Raw genomic sequence first — 17971 nt, 5'->3', positions numbered from 1 at the left:
CGGAGTGCTCAGGGCAGCGACAGGCTCACGGCCGCTTGGCGGGACTCTGCGTCTTCGCCGGGTCCCGCTCGGTGATCGGGTCGAGGATCTCGTCGATCGCCTTGAGCAGCTCGGCGTCGAGCTTCACCCCGGCCGCCTTGACGTTGTCGTGCACCTGCTCCGGGCGGGATGCGCCGATGATCGCCGAGGAGACGTTCCGGTTCTGCAGCACCCAGGCGACCGCGAGCTGGGCCATGCTGAGACCGGCCTGCTCGGCCAGCGGCTTGAGCTGCTGCACCCGGGTCAGCACCTCGTCGGACATGAACCGGGCGATGAAGCCCGCCCCGCCGGAGGTGTCGGTCGCCCGGGAGCCGGCCGGCGGCTCCTGACCGGGCAGGTACTTGCCGGTCAGCACACCCTGGCCGATCGGCGAGAAGACGATCTGCCCGACCCCGAGTTCCTCACTGGTCGGCACGACCTCGGCCTCGATGACCCGCCACAGCATCGAGTACTGCGGCTGGTTCGAGACGAGCTGGATCTTCAGCTCGCGGGCCAGCGCGTGCGCCGCGCGGATCTCGGACGCCTTCCACTCGGAGACGCCAATGTAGTGCGCCTTACCGGAGTGCACGACGTCGGCGAACGCCTCCATCGTCTCCTCCAGCGGCGTGGCGTAGTCGTACCGGTGCGCCTGGTAGACGTCGACGTAGTCGGTCTGCAGCCGGTGCAGCGAGCCGTTGATCGACTCCATGATGTGCTTGCGGGACAGGCCCCGGTCGTTCCGGCCCGGGCCGGTCGGCCAGAAGACCTTGGTGAGGATCTCCAGACCCTCCCGGCGCTCGCCCTTCAGGGCCCGGCCCAGTACCGCCTCGGCCTTCGTGCCGGCGTACACGTCGGCGGTGTCGAAGGTGGTGATGCCGACGTCCAGAGCCGCGCGCACGCACGAGAGCGCGGCCTCCTCCTCGATCTGGGAGCCGTGGGTGATCCAGTTTCCGTACGAGATCTCACTGACCAGCAGGCCCGAGCGGCCAAGGTGTCGGAATTCCATACCTGCGACCCTAGCCCCCGTGCCCCGATTCGATCAGATTGGGCGACGGCTGGGGAACCAGGTCACCCCCGGCCCGGCACCGGACCATCGCTCGGGGCCGGCCCTGCACACCGCAGGCACGGCTGCCGTCACGTCGGATCACAGCACGGGCTTGGTGTCGGCGAGCAGCCGGTCGATCTCCTCCATCACGTCGTTCCGGCTCGGGTGCACCGCGTCGATCAACGGCTCGCCCCGGCGGTCGAGCGCGCCCCACTGCCCGGTGCCGTTGCCGATCAGGAACGCGACCGGGTGGATCACCAGCGCCGGGTGGGCCGGGGCGACCAGCACCTGCCCGGTCCGGTCCACCACGCCCTTGCGCCCGCCCGCGTCGACGATCGCCAGCCCCTCGTCGGTGAACCCGTCGACGTACCGGCCGTCGGTGAGCGCGGTGGTGAAGCCGGTGTAGCGGGTCGGCAGTACCACCTTGCCGGCCCGGTCGATCGCACCCCAGCCGCCCCGCCGGACGGCGGCGACACCGCGCCGGAACGGGCGTACGTCCTCGAAGCCGGCCGGGATGACCACCTTGTTGGACTTGTCGATCGCGATCCAACCGCCGGTACCGTCCGGGGAGACCCAGGCCAGCCCGTCGGAGAAGGAGCCGACTCCGAGGTACCCGGTCGACGCGTCGATCAGCAGCTCGCCGGTCTCGTCGATCAGCTCCCAGGTACGGGTCTCGGGTCGGCGTACCCAGGCCACCCCGTCCCGGAACGGTTGCACGTCGGCGTAGCTCGGCGCGATCGCCAGTTGGCCGTCGGGGTCGGCGTACCCCCAGCGCTGCACCTTCTCGCTGAACTTCGGCACCGGTGGCCGGTGCACCTGGAGAATCTCGTCCCGGTCGCGCGGGTACGGACCCCAGCCGTTCTGCGCGACCTTGTTGAAGACCGCGTCGAGCGCGAGTTCGGTCCGGGCGATCAGATCCGGATCCTCGACCTTGCGCAGCTCCAGCGCCTTCTCGAAGTGGTTGCAGGCTTCCATGTACCGGCCCTGGTCGTAACAGGACCGTCCGGCGTGCTCGTGCATGGTCGCCCGCAGCCGGTCCGGCAACTCGGAGGAGTTCGCCTCCTCGAAGAGCCGGTCCGCCTCGGCGAAGTCACCCCGCCACTGGAGTACGTGTGCCAGCCGGGCCTGCGCGATCGCGATCCGCCGCAGTTGACCGGTCGCCTCCGCGTGCGCCAGCGCCAGCTTGCCGTCGGAGAGCGCCTTGCCCAACTCGCCGAGGATGCGGGAGACCACCGCCCGCAGGCTCAGCAGCCGCGCCCGGGTGGCGTTGTCCGTCGCCGGTTCGAGCTTCTCCGTCAGCCGATCCCGGATCGCCCGTAGCGACTCGGGGTCCTCGACCAGCTCCCGCAGGGTTTCGTGGTGGAACCGCCACTCGTACGACGCCAGCACCTGTTCCGGGTCGGTGGCCGCGGGCTCCGGCGTGACGTCGGCGGGCTCCGGCTCGGCCGGTCCCCGCTTCTCACCCGGTCGGACGATCGGGGTGAGCATGGTGGGCGCGCTCAGTGCGGTCGCGGCTCCGGCGGCCGGCCCGGTCGGCAGCACCGTGTCCGGACTGGCCTCGACGACCGGCGAGCCCGGTGGCGAGGTGGCCAGCGGCGGTTCGGAGGTCGGGGCCGGCGGTCCGGAGGTCGGGGCCCCGGCCGGCGGTCCGGAGACGGGTACTCCGGAGGCCGGGGCGGCCGGCGAGGACTCGGATGTCGGCACGGCGGCCGGCGGGCCGGAACTGGCCGCCGGCTGCGACGGGCCGCCGGCGGGTGCGGTTGCCGGTGCCGTGGTCGCTGCCGGACCGTCCACCGCGGTGGCCGGGACCGGTGTGTCCGTCCGGGTGGCCGGCGCCGGTGTGTCGCCCGCGGCCGGGGCGTCCGCCGGTGGCCCGGCGTCGACCGTCAGCTCCGGTGCGCCTTCGCGCGGCTGGCCCGCCGCGCCGGCACCTTCGTCGGCGACCGGGGGCACGTCCGTGCCCGGCTCGGTGGGGGAGGGTGCCGCCGGGGCGGCATCGGTGAGCGGCCCGACTGGGGCGCGGTCCGCGACAGGTCCGGTCTTTGGCATGGAGGGTACGGAAGTCTCACTCGGGTCGGTGGCCCGTCCGGACTCCGGCGCTGGCCCGGCGTCGGCCGGTTCGATCGGAGGACCGGACGAGGGGACGGGCGAGGCGGGTTCGATGACGGGACCCGCCGCCGGAGTGGCGGCGGCTGGTTCGACCGACGCGCCGGTCTCCGCTCCGGCCGCCGGACCCGGGACCGGGCTGGCGGGCGGCGTCGACTCGGCGGGCGTGGCCGGGGACGGGGTGCCGGTGGGCACCGGTGCGGGCAGGAACTCCAGCCGTAGGCCGGTGGTCGGGGGTGGCACGACCGGAGGGCGCTGGCCTGTCTCGTCGGCGGAGGGCTGTCGGGGCGGCCGGGCAGCCGGTTCCGCCGGAGTGGCCGGGGTCAGCCAACCCGTCACCGGCTCGCGTGCTGGCTCCGTCGGGGCCGCCGGCTCGGTTGGGCTGGCCGGCTCGGCCGGGGGCGGCGTGAGCCACGGCCCGGGGTCGACGGTGCGGGGCGGCTCGACCTGCCGGGTACGGGGCGGTTGCACCTGCCGGGGTGGCTCTGCCGGGCGGGGCGGCTCGACCGGGCGCGGTGGCTCTGCCGGGCGGGGCGGCTCTGCCGGGCGGGGTGGCTCTGCCGGGCGGGGTGGCTCGACCGGGCGGGGTGGCTCTGCCGGGCGGGGCGGCTCGACCGGGCGCGGTGGCTCGACCGGACGGCCGGGCTCGATCGGCCGGGGCTCGATCGACCGGGACTGCTCGACCCGGCGTACCGGCTCGACCTGGTGTGCCGGGTCGAGCCGGCGCGCGGGCTCGACCGGGCGGGGCTGCTCGGCGGCGCGGGCGGGTTCGCCGGTCCTGGGCGGGACCCGATCGGCACCCGGGATCGGCGTCCGGTCCGGTCGCCCGTATCCCGGTGCCAGTTCGGCTGCGGTGCGGTCGACGCCGGGTGGAGTCGGGCCGACCCGGTCGCCCCGGGGGATCGGGCCCGGACGGGCGGCCGGATCGGTACCGCGCGGATCGCGAGCGGGCGGACGGCCCGAACCGAGGTCGGGGAAGCGTCGGCCCTCGCGCGGTTCCTGGCCCGAGCCACGCTGGGCCGGCCAGCTCGGCGCACCGGGCGGTCCCGCGGCGGGCCGCCGCGCCGGCGGCTCGGCCCCGGGGCGTTCGGGGCGGATCCGGGGCGGCGTACGTCCCGGAGGCATCTCGTGGCTCCCGGGAGGCGGTGGGCCACCGGCTCGGGCCGCCCGACCGTCGGCCCGGTCCGGTCCGGGAGCGCCCCGGTCGGGACCGGGAGAGCCGTCGAAGGCCGCCGGCATGGCCGGACGGCCACCCGGGCCGACCCGACCCCGACCGTCGCGCGGTCCAGGCCGGCCGTCCGAGGGCATCGGACGCCGGTCCGGCAGCGGCTGCGTCTCCTCGGACGCCGGCCCGGTCAGCCACCGTCCGCGGCGCTCGGGCGGGGCGGCGGAGCGGCCCGGCCGGTCGTCGCCGGAGCGGTGCGGATCGTGCGCCGACGCTGCCCGACCGCCGGCGAAGCCGCCATCGCCGCGACCTCCGCGTGGTCCGGGCTCGCTACCGCCGGGCGACCGCCGGTCGTCCCGGCCGACCGGCACCGTGCCCCCGGTGCGGTACTCGGCCGGTGGCCGGCCGCGTCCGTTCGACGGCTGGTCCCAGGAGTCCGGCCCGTCGTCGCGCGAGTCGGGCGGCGGGTTCCGGCCGGCGGAACGGGTGTCCCAGCGGTCGAGCCGCCCGGTACGGGTCTCGCGCGGCGACCCGTCGGCCCGGGCCGCCGGGCGCGCACCGGTCGGCTGCCCGGGCCGCCCGCTCGGCAGCGCCTCGGGACGCCCGTACGGCGGTGCGTCCGGGCGCCCGTTCGGCGGTGCGTCGGGCCGGCCGTTCGGCGGTGCGTCCGGGCGCCCGTTCGGCAGGCTGTCCGGGCGGCCGTTGGCGACCGGCTCGGGGCGACCGAAGGACTCCACCTCACCGGGGCGGCTGCCCGGCGGTGGCACCTTGGCCCGACCGGTCGGTACCGCTGCCCGACCGGCCGGCCGGCGGCGGCGCTGATGACCGATGTCTCCGGGATAGCGCTGGCCCGGGAACTGCGGCGCCCACTCCGCGGTCGGCTCGACCACCCAGGACGGTTCGGCGGCCTCGCCCCAGCGCCCGGAGTATCGACCGCTCATACCGGCGCTCCGGGCCGTACGTCGCCGTATCGGCCGGTCCGGTGCCCGATGGCACGACCGGTGCGCCGAACCGCGCGCGACGCGGCCGGGAAAGCCGGCTCACGTCGCTCACTCACGGGGTGTCACCTCGTCGAAAATCTCGCTGGGCAGCCGGGCGTTCCGGGTAAAGCCACCCGGCTAGGTGCAGCGTGGTCGCGGAAGGAGGGTAACGGCGTGGGCTTGGTCACCGCCACTGTGGCACCAACCATCAGCCGAAACATCATCCCACGGTTCCGGACATCTGCCACCATAACCGGACCAAGGTTTCGTCGGTAGCCTACCTATCGGCAATTTGCCGACGCCTTCGCCAACACCGTCTTCGGCTTCTGCTGTTGCCCCGGTCCTGTCCGCCGTCGCCGCCGGCCCGGCGACGGCGACCCGCGCACGTGGTGCGGCGGGAACGGCCGGCCCCACCCGCTGCGCGGCGTGGATCAGATCGAGTCGCCGCGGTTGACCCGGGGGACCGGAGCGCGCATCCGGCGGAACGTGATCGAGCGCATGATCGCGTAGAGGTAGAGCGAGCCCATCCGCTGGTCGGTCTTTGGGAACCGCTGCCGGACCAACTTCTTGATCTTCCGCGAGATCAGCACCGAGTCGATCACCAGGGCGATCGCCAGCAGGCCCCAGAGCAGGTTGGAGGCGAACCGCACCACCGGTGGCATGGTGTTCGCCGAACCGATCAGCACCACCAGGGCGCCGCCGAAGAACCAGGTCCCGACCGTACGCCGGGAGTCCACCACGTCCCGGGCGAGCCCACGCTCCGGAGCCCGGTCCCGAGGGCCGCCCTCCCGGCGGAACTCCGCTGCCGCCTCGGCGCGCGTCTGCCGGCGCCGTTCCCGGGCCTCCTGCTTGGTGAGTGGCTTCGTGTCACCGGCGACCCGCCGGCCGACGCTCGGGCGCTTCGGAGTCTCCCTGCCCAGTTCCTTCTTGCTCGGGGTGTAGCTGCGGGGACGGGCGGGCGCGGACTCCTCCTCGGGGGTCACCTGAGCGGTGCTCTCCTTGACGAGGTCCGTGGACTTGCGGCGAAACAGCGACGGCACGCGGCAAGGGTAGCCAACCGCCGGACGGAGCCGCACGTCGCGGTACGCCGGCAGCCCTCCGCCGCCGCCCCGGAGCCGGGTGAGCAGGTCTCACCCGGCCCGGTCCGCTCTCGTCCTACTCCTACCCGTCCCCCGTCCCACGGGCGCTCGACCTACGGCGGGCTCTTACCTACGGCGGGCTCTCACCTCCGGCGCGCTCTTATCTACGGGCGCTCGACGTGCGCGCCGAGATCGGCGAGCTTGGCCTCGAAGTCCTCGTAACCCCGGTTGATCAGATCCACCCCGTAGACCCGGGAGGTGCCCTCGGCGGCCAGCGCGGCGATCAGGTGGCTGAACCCGGCCCGCAGGTCCGGGATCACCAGGTCGGCGGCGTGCAGCTTCGACGGCCCGGCGATCACGGCCGAGTGCTTGAAGTTGCGGCGGCCGAATCGGCAGGGCGTACCGCCGAGGCAGTCCCGGTAGACCTGGATGGTCGCACCCATCTTGTTCAGCGCCTCGGTGTAGCCGAGTCGCTGCTCGTACACGGTCTCGTGCACGATCGACAGGCCACGGGCCTGGGTGAGCGCCACCACCAGTGGCTGCTGCCAGTCGGTCATGAACCCGGGGTGCACGTCGGTCTCCAGTGCCACCGCCCGCAGTTCGCCGCCGGGGTGCCAGAACCGGATCCCGCCCTCCTGGCCCGGGCTGCCCTGCCGGGGCGGCCGGGTGTCGGTGACCTCGTACGCCCCGCCGACCGAGCGGAACACGTTGAGGAAGGTCATCATGTCGGCCTGCTCGGCGCCGAGCACCTCGACCCGGCCACCCGTGGCCAGCGCGGCGGCGGCCCAACTCGCCGCCTCGATTCGGTCCGGGATCGGCCGGTGGGTGTAGCCGCCCAGCCGGGCCACACCCTGCACCTCGATCACCCGGTCGGTGTGCACCTTGATGATCGCGCCCATCTTCTGGAGTATGCAGATGAGGTCGATGATCTCCGGCTCGACGGCCGCGTTGCGCAGCTCGGTGACACCCTCGGCGAGCACCGCGGTCAGCAGCACCTGCTCGGTGGCGCCCACGCTCGGGTACGGCAGCTCGAACTTGGTGCCGTGCAGGCCGTTGGGCGCGGTCAGGTGCATCCCCTCCGGCGTCTTGTCCACCACCGCGCCGAACTGCCGCAGCGCCTGGATGTGGAAGTCGATCGGCCGGGGGCCGATGTGGCAGCCGCCCAGGTCGGGTATGAACGCGTGGCCGAGCCGGTGCAGCAGCGGGCCGCAGAACAGGATCGGAATCCGGCTGGACCCGGCGTGCACGTTGATCTGGTCCGTGCTGGCGCCCTCGACGTTGGCCGGGTCGAAGATCAGTTCGCCGTCCTCGGCGCCGTCGGTCACCTTCACGCCGTGCAGTCCGAGCAGCCCTCGGACCACCTCGACGTCGCGGATCCGTGGCACGTCGAAGAGCCGGCTGGGCTCGTCGCCGAGCAGGGCGGCGACCATCGCCTTGGAGACGAGATTCTTCGCGCCGCGCACTCGGATCTGCCCGGAAAGGGGCGTACCTCCGTGTACGACCAGGACGTCGTCGGTCAACGCAACCTCCAGCGGGTCGATGCTGCTCTACGTCGATGCTGTCCGCGAGGGTGGACCATCCGGTCCACTCAGCCGTCGCCCCGTGGCCCAACCGGCACGGCGCGTCGCGTCGCGTCCACCGGCCCGGACTCTGTCACGGCCCCGGGCAGCATAGCGCTCGGTCACGGAAAAAGAGCGGTCACGGCGCTACGGATGGCACGAAACGGGGACAGCGGCAGGAAACAGCACCCCGACGATCACTCTCGGTAACTATTCGGGTCCGCTGTGCAGGGTTCGGATCAGGGGTCTACGGCAGGGCCAGCATCTGGTCCAGCGCCACCCGGGCGTGGTGCGCGGTGGCCGGGTCCACAGTGATCTGGTTCGGCACCCGGCCGGCGACCAGTTCCTCCAGCGACCAGACCAGGTGCGGCAGGTCGATCCGGTTCATGGTCGAGCAGTAGCAGACGGTCCGGTCCAGGAACATGACCTGCTTGTCGGGGTGGGCGTTGGCCAGCCGGCGGACCAGGTTCAGCTCGGTGCCGATCGCCCAGGCCGAACCGGTCGGTGCCGCCTCGATGGTGTTGATGATGTACTCCGTCGAGCCGACGTGGTCGGCCGCGGTCACCACGTCGTACCGGCACTCGGGGTGGACCAGTACGTTGACCCCGGGCACCCGCATCCGGACCTCGTCCACGCTGCTCCGGGTGAACCGGCCGTGCACCGAGCAGTGCCCCCGCCACAGGATCATCCGGGCTTCCCGGAGCTGCTTCGCGGTGAGTCCGCCACCCGGCTTGTGTGGGTCGTAGAGCACGCAGTCGTCGGCGTCCAGCCCCATCTTCAGCACCGCCGTGTTGCGGCCCAGGTGCTGGTCGGGGAGGAAGAGCACCCGCTGCCCGCGCTCGAATGCCCAGCGCAGCGCCCGCTCCGCGTTCGACGAGGTGCAGACCACCCCGCCGTTGCGCCCGACGAAGCCCTTGATGTCGGCCGACGAGTTCATGTACGTCACCGGCACCGTCGAGTCGGCGACGCCCACCTCCGCCAGCGCCTCCCAGGCCGCCTCGACCTGCGACAGCGCCGCCATGTCCGCCATCGAGCAGCCGGCGGCCAGGTCGGGCAGTACCACCCGCTGGGCGTCGGCGGTGAGGATGTCGGCGCTCTCGGCCATGAAGTGCACGCCGCAGAAGACGATGTACTCCGCGTCCGGCCGGGCCGCCGCCTCGCGGGCGAGCTTGAACGAGTCGCCGGTGACGTCGGCGAACTGGATGACCTCGTCCCGCTGGTAGTGGTGACCGAGCACGAAGACCCGCTCGCCGAGCGCCGCCTTCGCCGCACCGGCCCGGGCGACCAGGTCGGGGTCGCTGGGCGGCGGCAGCTCGCCGGGACAGTCGACGCCGCGCTCGCTGGCCGGGTCGGCGCCCCGGCCGAGCAGCAGCAGGGCGGTTGCGGTGCTGGACGGCTCTACCCACGTCGAAGTCACGTTCTCCATGCTTCCACAGCCGGGGCCGCTTTCCGGCCGTCCCGATGTGGCCTGCCACACTCGTGATCCATGCGGATCCTGATCTGTCCGGACAAGTTCGCCGGCACCCTCTCCGCGTCCGAGGTGGCCGAGGCGATCCGGGAGGGCTGGCTTGAGGTAGCCCCCGGCGACGACCTGGTGCTGCGGCCGCTCTCCGACGGCGGGCCGGGCTTCGTCGAGGTGCTTGCCGTCGCCCTGCCCGGACGCCGGGTACCGGTCCGCACCGTCGACCCGCTGGGCCGGCCGGTCGACGGTGAGATCCTGCTCACCGCCGACGGCGGTACCGCGTACCTGGAGAGCGCCCAGGCGTGCGGGCTGCACCTGCTCGCCACGGACGAGCGCGACCCGAGGCGGACCACCTCGTACGGGCTCGGCGCGCTGCTCGCCACCGCCGCCGAGGCGGGAGCCCGGCGTGCCGTCGTGGGACTGGGCGGCTCGGCCGTGAACGACGCGGGCGCGGGGCTGCTGGCCGCGCTGAACGCCGTACCGGTGGACGACTCCGGACAGGCCCTCCCGTACGGCGGGGCCGCGTTGCTCGCCGTCGCCGGGCTGGCCGGCCGGCCCCAGACACGCGGGATGGAACTGGTCGGGGCGACCGACGTCGACAACCCGCTGACCGGGCTGACCGGGGCGTCGAACGTCTTCGGGCCGCAGAAGGGCGCGACGCGCGAGGACGTACTCCTGCTCGACGACGCGCTGCGGCGCTTCGCCGAGGTGCTGGAGCGGGACCTGCCCGGCTGCCCGCCCGGGCTGGCCGGGCTGCCCGGTGCCGGCGCGGCCGGCGGGCTCGGTGCGGCGTTGCTCGCACTGGGCGGCAGCTGCGAGTCCGGCATCGAGCTGGTCACCCGGCTGACCGGGCTGGACGCCGCGTACGACGGGGCCGATCTGGTGATCACCGGGGAGGGCTCCTTCGACCACCAGTCGCTGCGCGGCAAGGTGGTCGCCGGGGTGGCCGGGGCGGCCCGGGACCGCGGGGTGCCCTGCGTGGTGCTGGCCGGCCGGGTCAGCGCCGGACGGCGGGAGTCGGCGGCGGCCGGGGTGACCGAGACGCACAGCCTGGTGGACCACTTCGGCGGGGAACCACACGGCGGGGTCGAGCGGGCGATGAGCCGGCCGGCGGAGGGGCTGCGGGCGCTGGCGGGGCGGCTGGCCGGGCAGTGGAGCCGGTGACGCTGCGGCGCGTTCGGCCCCGCCGACGGGCGGCCGGGACGATCCGGCACACCGGGGCCGGTTCCGCCGAGCCGGGGTGACCTGCGTCGCATCGGCCTAGAATCGATCCCGTACCCGCATTGGGAATCATCGGCCAGCCGGCTAGCGTTGGCCAGTACGGACAACCATCGCACCGGCGCAGGGGAGACTTTCATCGTGACAACGCCAGCGCAGACCGAGACGACCGCGGCAACCGCTCCGAGCACCGTCGTCCTGACCGACGTCGCGGCGGAGAAGGTGAAGGCCCTGATCGAGCAGGAGGGCCGCGACGACCTGCGGCTGCGGGTCGCGGTGCAGCCGGGTGGCTGCTCGGGCCTGCGGTACCAGCTCTTCTTCGACGAGCGTTCGCTGGACGGTGACGTGGTCAGCGACTTCGGCGGGGTCGAGGTGGTCGTCGACCGGATGAGCGCCCCGTACCTGACCGGCGCCACCATCGACTTCGCCGACCGGATCGACGCCCAGGGCTTCACCATCGACAACCCCAATGCGCAGAACTCGTGCGCTTGTGGCGATTCGTTCCACTGATTGGTGCTTTGCCCCGGTTTAGCCGGTGCACCCAGATTTACAGTTGCATACTGGTTGCCTGAGCGGGTCGCCCCGGCGGGCGGTGTGAGGTTTACCCGGAGAGTCCGTCACGCCGTCGCGCGGGAGCGGCCCGTTCGGCGTTCCTGGCCGGTACCCGATCGATTCGGGGCGTGGCACCCGACGGACCGGTAGGCTGACCCGGCCGCAGTTCCGTCTCCCACTCCGAGGGCCCGACATGAAGATCGCCGTCACCGGTTCGATCGCCACCGACCACCTGATGAACTTCCCGGGCCGGTTCGCCGATCAGTTCATCGCCGAGCAGCTGCACAAGGTCTCGCTCTCCTTCCTCGTCGACGAGCTGGTGCTCCGGCGCGGCGGGGTGGCCGCCAACATCGCCTTCGGGATGGCGCAGCTCGGTCTGCGGCCGGTGCTGCTCGGCGCGGTCGGTGCCGACTTCGACGACTACCGGTCCTGGCTGGAGCGGCACGGGGTCGACTGCACCTCCGTGCACGTCAGCGAGGTCGCCCACACGGCCCGGTTCGTCTGCACCACCGACACCGAGATGTGCCAGATCGCCTCCTTCTACGCCGGGGCGATGAGCGAGGCCCGCAACATCGAGCTGGCCCCGGTCGCCGAACGGGTCGGCGGGCTGGACCTGGTGCTGGTCAGCGCGAACGACCCGGCCGCGATGCTGCGGCACTCCGAGGAATGCCGCCAGCGGGGGTTCGCGTTCGCCGCCGACCCGTCGCAGCAGCTCGCCCGGATGGACGGCTCCGACGTCCTCGGCCTGATCGACGGCGCCGACTACCTGCTCACCAACGACTACGAGAAGTCGCTGCTGCAGAGCAAGGCCGGGCTCACCGACGACCAGTTGCTGGACCGGGTGAGGATCCGGGTCACCACGCTGGGCAAGGACGGCGTGGAGATCGTCGGCCGGGACATCGAGCGGATCCACGTGCCGATCGCCCGCGAGTTGCACGTCGCCGACCCGACCGGGGTGGGCGACGGCTTCCGGGCCGGCTTCTTCGCCGGTCTCTCCTGGGGCCTGGGGCTGGAGCGGTCCGCCCAGATCGGCGCGCTCCTCGCCACGCTGGTGCTGGAGACCGTCGGCACCCAGGAGTACGAGGTCCGCGCCGACCTCTTCGTCAAGCGCCTCGCGGAGTCGTACGGCGACCAGGCCGCCGAGGAGGTCCGTCAGCACCTGGGCTGAGCCCCTGCCGGGGAGACCGGCGCGGGCGATCACCCCACCCGCGCGGGCCGGGGGTCAGTGGGCGCGGCGGATGTCGTACGCGGGGGAGCCGTCGACGGTCGGGGTGTCGACGAGTTCCTGTCCCCGCATCCGGCACCAGGCCGGAATGTCGATCGCCGCGGCCGGGTCGTCGGCGAGGACCCGGAGCACGCCACCGACCCGCAGCTGGGGCAGTCGCCGGGCCGCCGCGATGACCGGCAGCGGGCAGCGTTGCCCGAGACAGTCGACGACCTCGTCCGGCCCGTTCACCGATGACCTCCCGACACTCGGGTACGACCCTTTCCGATCTGCTCTCTGGCGATTGTCCGACGCCGGCCGGTGTCCGGCCAGCCGGGCTGCCGTCGCGGGTCCCAGCCCGCCTGCCGTCGTGGACCTCACAGCCCGACCACGCCGGCCTCGGCGCGCAGCCCGGCCACGATGTCCGGCAGTTCGGCGAGGAACCGGTCGACCTCCGCCGCGGTGCTCTCCCGGTGCAGCGAGATCCGGATGTTGCCGTGCGACAGCACCCCCATCGCCTCCAACACGTGCGACGGGCGCAGCGTGGACGAGGTGCAGGACGAGCCGGACGAGACGGCGAAGCCGCGCCGGTCCAGGGCGTGCAGCAGCGCCTCGCCGTCCAGGTAGAGGCAGGAGAAGGTGACCAGGTGCGGCAGCCGGTCCACCGGGTCGCCGAGCACCTCCACGTCGGGCACCGTCGCCGCCACGGTGGCGCGGATCCGGTCGACCAGCGGACCGAGCCGGGCGGCCTCGGCGGCAGCCTCCGCGTGCACCGCCCGCAGCGCGGCGGCCGCCGCCACGATCGCCGGCAGGTTTCCGACCCCGGGTGTACGGCCCGCCTCCCGCTCGTCCGCCGGATACGGCGACTCCCAGCGGGTGCCCTTGCGGACCACCAACAGCCCGACCCCGGCCGGACCGCCCCACTTGTGCGCGCTGGCCGACAGGATCGACCAGCCCTCCGGCACCGGCAGCCGGCCCACCGACTGGGCGGCGTCGACGTGCAGCGGCACCCCGGCCGCCGCGCAGGCCCGGGCCGCCTCGGCCACCGGCTGCACCGTACCCACCTCGTGGCTGGCGCTGATCAGGGTGGCGAGCGCCACCCGGGGGCCGGCGACCGCCGACGACCAGGCGTCGAGATCGAGCCGCCCGGCCCGGTCCACCGGGATCGGGGTGGCCCGGCCGCCGGCGGCCACGTGCCGTTCCGCCGCGTGCAGCACCGCGGAGTGCTCGATCGCCGAGTGCACCAGTGTGCCGCCCGCCCGACGTCGCCCGGCCAGCCCGCCGAGCACCGCGGCGTGCGCCGCCGCCGTACCGCTGGGGGTAAAGGAGAGTTCGTCGGGGCGTACCCCGAGCACCTCGGCGGTGGCTGCCCGGGCCGCGTCGAGGAGCTGGCGGGCCCGACGGGCCGGCGCGTAGAGCCGGGCCGGATCGGCCCAGCCGTCCTCCAGCGCGGCGAGCATCGCCTGCCGGGCTACCGGGTGTAACGGTGCCGATGAGGCCGCGTCGAAGTACGCCGGATGGTCGCTCACCAGCAAACCGTAGCGCGGCCCGGGGTCGGGCAAGATCCCCCGGCAGAGTGGGGACACCGACCCCAAGGCCGTCCAGCCCACGCAGGTCGAGTAATCTGCGACCGTCGGTGACGCCTTTGCCGCCGGCGTCGACAACCGCCGACGCCGCGGCGCGCTAGGGAGGCAGGACCAGGTGGTCGCAAGGGGTTCGGAGGTACGGCCGTCGGCCGTACGGCAGAGCAGTCCCCGGAACGCCCGAGGGCGCGGCCCACGCCCGTCGATTGCCCGGCTGGCCGGGCTCGGCGCCGGTGGCGCCGCGCTGCTCGCCCTGCTCACCGGTTGTGACGTCGGCCGGACGTTCGACGGGTTCGGGTGGCCTCAGCAGGGCATCAGCCCCGAGGCCAACCGCATGTACGACCTCTGGATCGGCTCGTCGATCGCGGCCCTGGCGGTCGGCGCGCTCGTCTGGGGCCTGATCTTCTGGTGCATCATCCGCTACCGCAAGCGGGGTGAGGCGCTGCCGGTGCAGACCCGGTTCAACATGCCGATGGAGTTCCTCTACACGATCACGCCGATCCTGGTGGTCGCCGTGCTCTTCTACTACACGGCGGTCGTGCAGACCGGGGTCGACAAGGTCAGAAGCAACCCGGACGTGACCGTCGAGGTGGTTGCCTTCAAGTGGAACTGGCAGTTCAACTACCGGGACAGGCCGGGTGAGGACGCCAACACCGTCGCCTCGACGCTCGGCACCACCGAGGTGATCCCGATCCTGGTGCTGCCGACCGGCCGGAGCATCCGGTTCGAGGAGACCAGCAGGGACGTCATCCACTCGTTCTGGGTGCCGGAGATGTTGTTCAAGCGGGACGTCTTCCCCGGAAACGTCCGTAACGTCTTCGAGGTCAGTAGCCTCGACACCGAGGGGGCGTACGTCGGCCGCTGCGCCGAGCTGTGCGGCACGTACCACTCGATGATGAACTTCGAGCTGCGGGTCGTCTCGCCGGACCAGTACGACCGGTTCATCGAGGCGAAGCGGGGCGGCCAGTCGACCCAGGAGGCACTGATCGCCGTCGGTGAGGAGCCGCTGGCCCAGACCACCCACCCGTTCGAGACCAAGCGGGACAACAACAACTTCGGTAACGCGAGCGCGGGAAGCTGAGGTCCCAATGAAGACCGAGTGGAAGATTTTCAGCGTCGTCTCGATCTTCCTGGCCCTCGCGGCGGTCGTCTACGGGCTGTGGACCTCCGGCGCGGACGGGCGGGTCGAGTGGATCGGTACGATCGCGCTGGGGCTGTCAGCCGGGCTCACCGCGATGTGCGGCGGCTTCTTCTGGTTCGTGTCGCGGCGGATCGACCTGCGTCCGGAGGACCGGGCGGACGCCGAGATCGCGGACGGCGCGGGTGAGGTCGGCTTCTTCAGCCCGGGCAGCTACTGGCCGATCGGGCTGGCCTTCGCCGCCACCCTCACCGGTCTCGGCCTGGTCTTCTGGCAGTGGTGGCTGATCATCGGGGGCCTGGTCACGGTGATCTTCGCCGCCTGTGGCCTGCTCTTCGAGTACTACTCCGGCACCCGGCGCACCGCGGAGCACTGACCGGCCGCCTCGCGACTTCTCCGACGACCCGCAGTCCCCGTCTCGGGGTGCGGGTCGTCGTCGTCAGCGCCCCGCCAGCCTTGCTGAGCGGGGCGTTCCGGGAAGATGGCCAGCTCCGATCGCGAGTACTTCCGCGTGCCGGGCGGCATGCAGAGTGATCCGTCTCACACCTGTTCACGGCGGTCGGTCATCCGGTGTCTTGACGCCGAACGCCTGGAAACGGAGGAGACAGCATGAGCGGGAGCACTGTGGTGGTGGTCGGCGGCGGGTACGCCGGCGTCATGGCGGCCAACCGGCTGAGGCAGCGCGTCGACGTGTCGGTGATATTGATCAACTCGCGCCCGACCTTTGTCCAGCGGGTCCGCCTACAACAACTGGTGGGCGGGTCCCACGACGCGGTGATCGACTACAGAGAAGTCCTGGGTGAGGGTATTCGGCTGGTGGTGGACACCGTGGATCGCATCGACGCGGCCGGGCGCAGGGTCACGTTGGCGAGCGGCGGCACGGTCGGCTACGACTACCTGATCTACGCGGTGGGCAGCGGCAGTGCCGACCCGAGCGTGCCCGGAGCCGCCGAGTTCGGCTATCCGATCGCCAGCCTGGAGGAGGCGCAGCGGCTGCGGTCGGCCCTGCAGGCTACGCCCGCGACGGCCCCGGTCACGGTGGTCGGAGCCGGTCCGACCGGCATCGAGATCGCTGCCGAGCTGGCGGAGCTGGGCCGGACCGTGACGCTGGTCTGCGGCCCGGTGCTCAACCCGTACCTGCACCTTCGGGGTCGACGTTCGGTTGCCAAGCGGCTGGCCAAGCTCGGGGTGACGGTGTTGCAGGGAGCTGACGCGAGGGCGACCGGTGTGACTCCCGATGCCGTGCGGCTCAGCGGTGGCCGCAGGCTGCCGAGCCAGGTGACCGTCTGGACCGTCGGGTTCGGCGTGCCGGACCTGGCCGTCCGTAGCGGACTGAGCACCGACGCGGTTGGCCGCCTGCTCACCGACGAGACGTTGACGAGCGTGGACGACGTACGCATCGTCGCGGCCGGGGATTCGGCGGCACCGTCGGACCTGCCGTTCCGGATGAGCGGTCAGGCCGCGTTCCACCTGGGCGCGCACGCCGCCGACACGGTGCTCAGCCGGATCGCGGGTGGGCAACCCGCGCCCATCAGCCTGGGGTTCGCCGGCCAGTGCATCAGCCTGGGGCGTCGCGCCGGCATTTTCCAGTTCGCCCACCCCAACGACATCGCAAAGGGGTTCCACATCGCCGGCCGTCCCGGGGCGAAGCTCAAGGAGTTCGCCAACCAGATCGGCCTCAAGCACCTGACGACCGAGGCACGCAAGCCCGGCTCGCACACCTGGACCAAGGATGACAAGCGCCGGCAGCTGCTGCGGGCCAAGCGCGGCGAGACGCTGGCCAGTGAACGGGCATCCTAGCGGCTACCGTCGGAGCGCCGAGGCGGCACCGCGAAGCCTTGCTGTGGGTGGCCTTGCTGTGGATGCAGGCGCGATTGCCGTGGCAACCACCGGCCGCAACTGCAGGAGGGTCGAGACGTGAGCGACCACACCACCCAGGTGGCCACCGAGGCCTTCCTCGCCCACCGCGACCTGCTGTTCACCGTCGCGTACGAGATGCTCGGATCGGCGGCCGACGCCGAGGACGTACTCCAGGAGACCTGGCTGCGGTGGGTCAGGGTCGACCTGGAGCAGGTGCGCGACCAGCGCGCCTACCTGATCCGGATCACGACCCGGCAGTCGCTCAACCGGCTGCGTACGATAAACCGGCGCAAGGAAGCATATGTCGGCCCCTGGCTGCCCGAGCCGCTGCTCACCGCACCGGATGTGGCCGAGGACGTCGTGCTCGCCGAAAGCCTGTCGATGGCGCTCATGGTCGTCCTTGAGACGCTGTCGCCGACCGAGCGCGCCGTCTTCGTGCTGCGCGAGGTCTTCGACGTCAGCTACGACGAGATCGCAGCCGCCGTCGGTACCAGCCGCGCAGTCGTCCGCCAGATCGCGCACCGCGCCCGCCAGCACGTCGGGGCCCGCCGCCCTCGCGGAGTGGTGTCCCCGAGCGAGACCCGGGCGGCCCTGGCGGCGCTCCAGCGCGCGGTCGAAACCGGGGATCCACAGGGCCTCCTCGACGTGCTCGCCCCGGAGGTCGTCCTTGTCACCGACGGCGGCGGCGTCAGACAGACCGCGCCGCGACCGATCATCGGCGCCGAGAAGATCCTCCGCTCCTTCATCGGCAATCTCCGCAGGACCGAGGGCACACTCACCGCTGAAGCCACCGTGGTCAACGGGAACCCGGCGCTCGTACTCCGACTGGACGGCGAGATCGACGGCGTCCTGGCGATCCGGGTCGACAATGCCCGCGTCACCGGCCTCTACTACGTCCGCAACCCGGAGAAGCTGACCCGCGTCGAAGCCGAGACCCCACTCCAGCGCTGAGTACCGGTGGTGGAATCGACACGGTCGGATGCAGGGTCAGGTGCGGACGAT

General features: G+C 72.6%; 14 protein-coding genes. 7 read left to right on the top strand and 7 right to left on the bottom strand.

Annotation, left to right across the window (positions count from 1 at the left end; all coding sequences use genetic code 11):
• Positions 1-25 precede the first annotated feature (25 nt).
• The 5 genes from EV371_RS03690 to nadA form a co-directional block, all read right to left on the bottom strand.
• Positions 26-1024, bottom strand: coding sequence for an aldo/keto reductase (locus EV371_RS03690; RefSeq protein ID WP_130460800.1), 999 nt, complete (start codon positions 1022-1024; stop codon positions 26-28).
• A gap of 138 nt (positions 1025-1162) precedes the next feature.
• Positions 1163-5275, bottom strand: coding sequence for a WG repeat-containing protein (locus EV371_RS34060; RefSeq protein WP_486484465.1), 4113 nt, complete (start codon positions 5273-5275; stop codon positions 1163-1165).
• A 470-nt stretch (positions 5276-5745) separates the two neighbouring features.
• A complete protein-coding gene (locus tag EV371_RS03680) occupies positions 5746-6354 on the bottom strand; it encodes a DUF3043 domain-containing protein (RefSeq protein ID WP_130460799.1) in 609 nt (202 codons plus the stop codon).
• A 203-nt stretch (positions 6355-6557) separates the two neighbouring features.
• Positions 6558-7913, bottom strand: a complete 1356-nt coding sequence (murA, locus tag EV371_RS03675; protein WP_130460798.1) for a UDP-N-acetylglucosamine 1-carboxyvinyltransferase — start codon at positions 7911-7913, stop codon at positions 6558-6560.
• A 286-nt stretch (positions 7914-8199) separates the two neighbouring features.
• A complete protein-coding gene (nadA, locus tag EV371_RS03670) occupies positions 8200-9369 on the bottom strand; it encodes a quinolinate synthase NadA (protein WP_130460797.1) in 1170 nt (389 codons plus the stop codon).
• A 69-nt stretch (positions 9370-9438) separates the two neighbouring features.
• Here nadA and EV371_RS03665 point away from each other — a divergent pair, with 69 nt between their 5' ends.
• From EV371_RS03665 to EV371_RS03655, 3 genes are all read left to right on the top strand, one after another.
• Positions 9439-10578 carry a glycerate kinase gene (locus EV371_RS03665; RefSeq protein WP_130460796.1) on the top strand — a complete coding sequence of 380 codons (1140 nt, stop codon included), beginning with the start codon at positions 9439-9441 and terminating at the stop codon, positions 10576-10578.
• Between the two features lie 195 nt (positions 10579-10773).
• On the top strand, positions 10774-11142 hold the full coding sequence (gene erpA, locus EV371_RS03660; RefSeq protein WP_130460795.1) for an iron-sulfur cluster insertion protein ErpA: 369 nt from the start codon (positions 10774-10776) through the stop codon (positions 11140-11142).
• A 235-nt stretch (positions 11143-11377) separates the two neighbouring features.
• Positions 11378-12352 (top strand): PfkB family carbohydrate kinase, encoded by a 975-nt coding sequence (locus EV371_RS03655; RefSeq protein WP_130460794.1) that lies wholly within the window; start codon positions 11378-11380, stop codon positions 12350-12352.
• Positions 12353-12406: 54 nt separating this feature from the next.
• On the opposite strand, the gene EV371_RS03650 is transcribed toward EV371_RS03655, so the two are convergent.
• Both EV371_RS03650 and EV371_RS03645 read right to left on the bottom strand, forming a co-directional pair.
• The gene (locus EV371_RS03650; RefSeq protein WP_130460793.1) at positions 12407-12640 is read right to left on the bottom strand and encodes a sulfurtransferase TusA family protein; all 234 of its coding nucleotides are present in this window, start codon (positions 12638-12640) and stop codon (positions 12407-12409) included.
• Between the two features lie 125 nt (positions 12641-12765).
• Positions 12766-13917: an aminotransferase class V-fold PLP-dependent enzyme gene (locus EV371_RS03645; protein WP_130460792.1), complete on the bottom strand. Its 1152-nt coding sequence runs from the start codon at positions 13915-13917 to the stop codon at positions 12766-12768.
• Positions 13918-14089: 172 nt separating this feature from the next.
• On the opposite strand from EV371_RS03645, the gene ctaC reads away from it, so the two are divergent.
• The 4 genes from ctaC to EV371_RS03625 all read left to right on the top strand — a co-directional run bounded on the left by ctaC (position 14090) and on the right by EV371_RS03625 (position 17920).
• Entirely contained in the window at positions 14090-15052 is a 963-nt protein-coding gene (ctaC, locus tag EV371_RS03640; protein ID WP_130460791.1) for an aa3-type cytochrome oxidase subunit II, read from the top strand.
• Positions 15053-15059: 7 nt separating this feature from the next.
• Positions 15060-15485, top strand: a complete 426-nt coding sequence (locus tag EV371_RS03635) for an aa3-type cytochrome oxidase subunit IV (RefSeq protein ID WP_130460790.1) — start codon at positions 15060-15062, stop codon at positions 15483-15485.
• A gap of 233 nt (positions 15486-15718) precedes the next feature.
• Positions 15719-16909 (top strand): FAD-dependent oxidoreductase, encoded by a 1191-nt coding sequence (locus tag EV371_RS03630; RefSeq protein ID WP_130460789.1) that lies wholly within the window; start codon positions 15719-15721, stop codon positions 16907-16909.
• Positions 16910-17026: 117 nt separating this feature from the next.
• Entirely contained in the window at positions 17027-17920 is an 894-nt protein-coding gene (locus EV371_RS03625; protein WP_130460788.1) for an RNA polymerase sigma-70 factor, read from the top strand.
• Positions 17921-17971 lie beyond the last annotated feature (51 nt).

Source organism: Plantactinospora sp. CNZ321, assembly GCF_004217235.1.
Note: the sequence above shows the minus strand (reverse complement) of the source record. Positions and strands in the feature narration are given on the sequence as shown.